2 protein-coding genes are annotated in these 1,818 nt (G+C 48.1%); one reads left to right on the plus strand and one right to left on the minus strand.

Annotated elements, in window-relative coordinates:
• Positions 1–21: 21 nt before the first annotated feature.
• Positions 22–1,317, minus strand: coding sequence for a transposase (locus KDK17_RS17285; RefSeq protein WP_257288654.1), 1,296 nt, complete (start codon positions 1,315–1,317; stop codon positions 22–24).
• A gap of 70 nt (positions 1,318–1,387) precedes the next feature.
• Here KDK17_RS17285 and tnpA point away from each other — a divergent pair, with 70 nt between their 5' ends.
• Positions 1,388–1,792: an IS200/IS605 family transposase gene (gene tnpA, locus KDK17_RS17290; RefSeq protein WP_257254788.1), complete on the plus strand. Its 405-nt coding sequence runs from the start codon at positions 1,388–1,390 to the stop codon at positions 1,790–1,792.
• Positions 1,793–1,818: the final 26 nt, after the last annotated feature.

Here is a 1,818-nt window from a genome sequence, read left to right on the forward strand (position 1 = left end):
TTGACATCCTCCCCCACTGATTCAAGAAATCAGTGGGGGATTCCCATGGGGGCGCCTAGCCCAGGCTGCTACTTTCTCACGATTTCGCAGTGGTTCCTGCTTCGTCACAGGTTCCAACGAACCCGCTCCACAGGCTAACACGCCATGTCCTGACGCTAAGATATTCTTGGCAGCGTTAATGTCGGCATTTTCGGCATGACCACAAGCAACACATTTAAAACCTGCCTGTGACTTGCGGTTGTCCTTGTGAACGTGACCACAGGCACTACAAGTCTGGCTGGTGTATTGTGGTTTCACTGAGACCACATCACCACCCAACCAGTGCTGCTTATACTCAAGCTGTCGTCTGAACTCATACCATCCCTGATCGAGAATGGACTTGTTCAGCCCTGATTTGGCCTTGACGTTAACGCCCGGTTTTTCAGCAGTGCCTTTCGCCGATCTGGACATATTCGATACCTTCAAATCCTCAATGACAACCCTTGCGTGTTTCTTGCTGATTTCCGTTGAGGTCTTGTGAAGGAAGTCCTGACGACAGGCGGCTATCTTGCTGTGAAGCCGGTTAATTCGCTGCTTTTGCTTCTGCCAGTTGGCAGAGAATTTCATCTTGCGAGAGAGTTTTCTTTGCTCTACTGCAAGCTGTAGCTGGTGCTTTTTGAAAGCATTAAGGGGTTGGTACTGCTCTCCATTAGAGAGGGTGACAAACCTGGCAATGCCCATATCCAAACCAACCGCCTTCTCTGACGAATGAATTGGGTCAGGCCATTCCTGCTCTGCCTGGAAGCTGATATACCAATGGCTTGACCTTCGGGTAATGGTGCAGTTTTTGATCGCTCCTTCAATCTGGCGAGACTTGCGAAACTTAACCCAACCCAGTTTGCTTGGGAGTTTAACCCGACGATTGTTAATCTGGCAGTAACGGGGAAACTGCATGATGCGGATTGAGTTATCCCGATCATCATTGCGTCGTTTGAAACGTGGCGCTTCAAAGTGAAGTTCTTTTATTTTCCCTTGCTTCAGCTTCGAGAGATCATCAAAGTGCCTTTTCCATGCGGCTCCCAAGTCACAGAGTTTTTGCTGCAAGGTAACGGCATTGCCCTGAGAAAGAAACTCTGTTTCCGAGTCTTTCTTCCAGATCGGAAGCCACTTGGTCATAGTGTAGGCCGTTGGGATTTTCCCCCCGGCTTCCTGCTTCTGATTACAAATCTCAAGCGCCTTGTTCCAGACAAAACGAGCTGTCCCGCAAAGCTGCATGAGTCTTTCATGCTGCTCCGGGGTAGTATCCAGTCTGAATTTATAGGCCTTGAGAATCTTCATTTATACAATCAGTGTGTGATAGCCTTAGCGCTGAATTTAGAGTATACATATTGGAATATCAAGCATTGGTATGCATGAAATAAAGAAAGGGCGGCACAGTGCTTACACTTTGCACTGCCACATTGTCTTTGTGACAAAATACCGGAAGAAAGTATTAGGCTCTTTGCATTTGGAGAGGCTGAAGGAGATATTTTCTGAAATCTGCGGAAACTTCGAGGCCGAGCTCGGTGAATTTAATGGCGAGTCTGACCACGTACATTTATTGGTTGAGTTCACGCCAAAGACCCCATCCATTGCGAAGCTGATAAACAGCCTGAAAGCGGTTTCCTCCAGAAGGTTAAGGCAAGAGTTTTGCGATATTGCCGGTGCTTACAAAAAGCCGGTTTTGTGGTCACGATCCTACTTTGCAGGGAGCTGTGGTGGTGCGCCACTGGAAGTTATCAAAGAGTATATTGAGAACCAGGATCAGCCCTGACGGGCTGACGAAATTCACCTCCCTGC

The organism is Endozoicomonas sp. SESOKO2 (genome assembly GCF_024606245.1).
Lineage (GTDB): Bacteria > Pseudomonadota > Gammaproteobacteria > Pseudomonadales > Endozoicomonadaceae > Endozoicomonas_A.

Excerpts from the sequence above, each read along its gene's own strand:
- KDK17_RS17285 (WP_257288654.1), bottom strand. The coding sequence starts at position 1,317 with ATGAAGATTCTCAAGGCCTATAAATTCAGACTGGATACTACCCCGGAG.
- tnpA (WP_257254788.1), top strand. The coding sequence starts at position 1,388 with ATGCATGAAATAAAGAAAGGGCGGCACAGTGCTTACACTTTGCACTGC.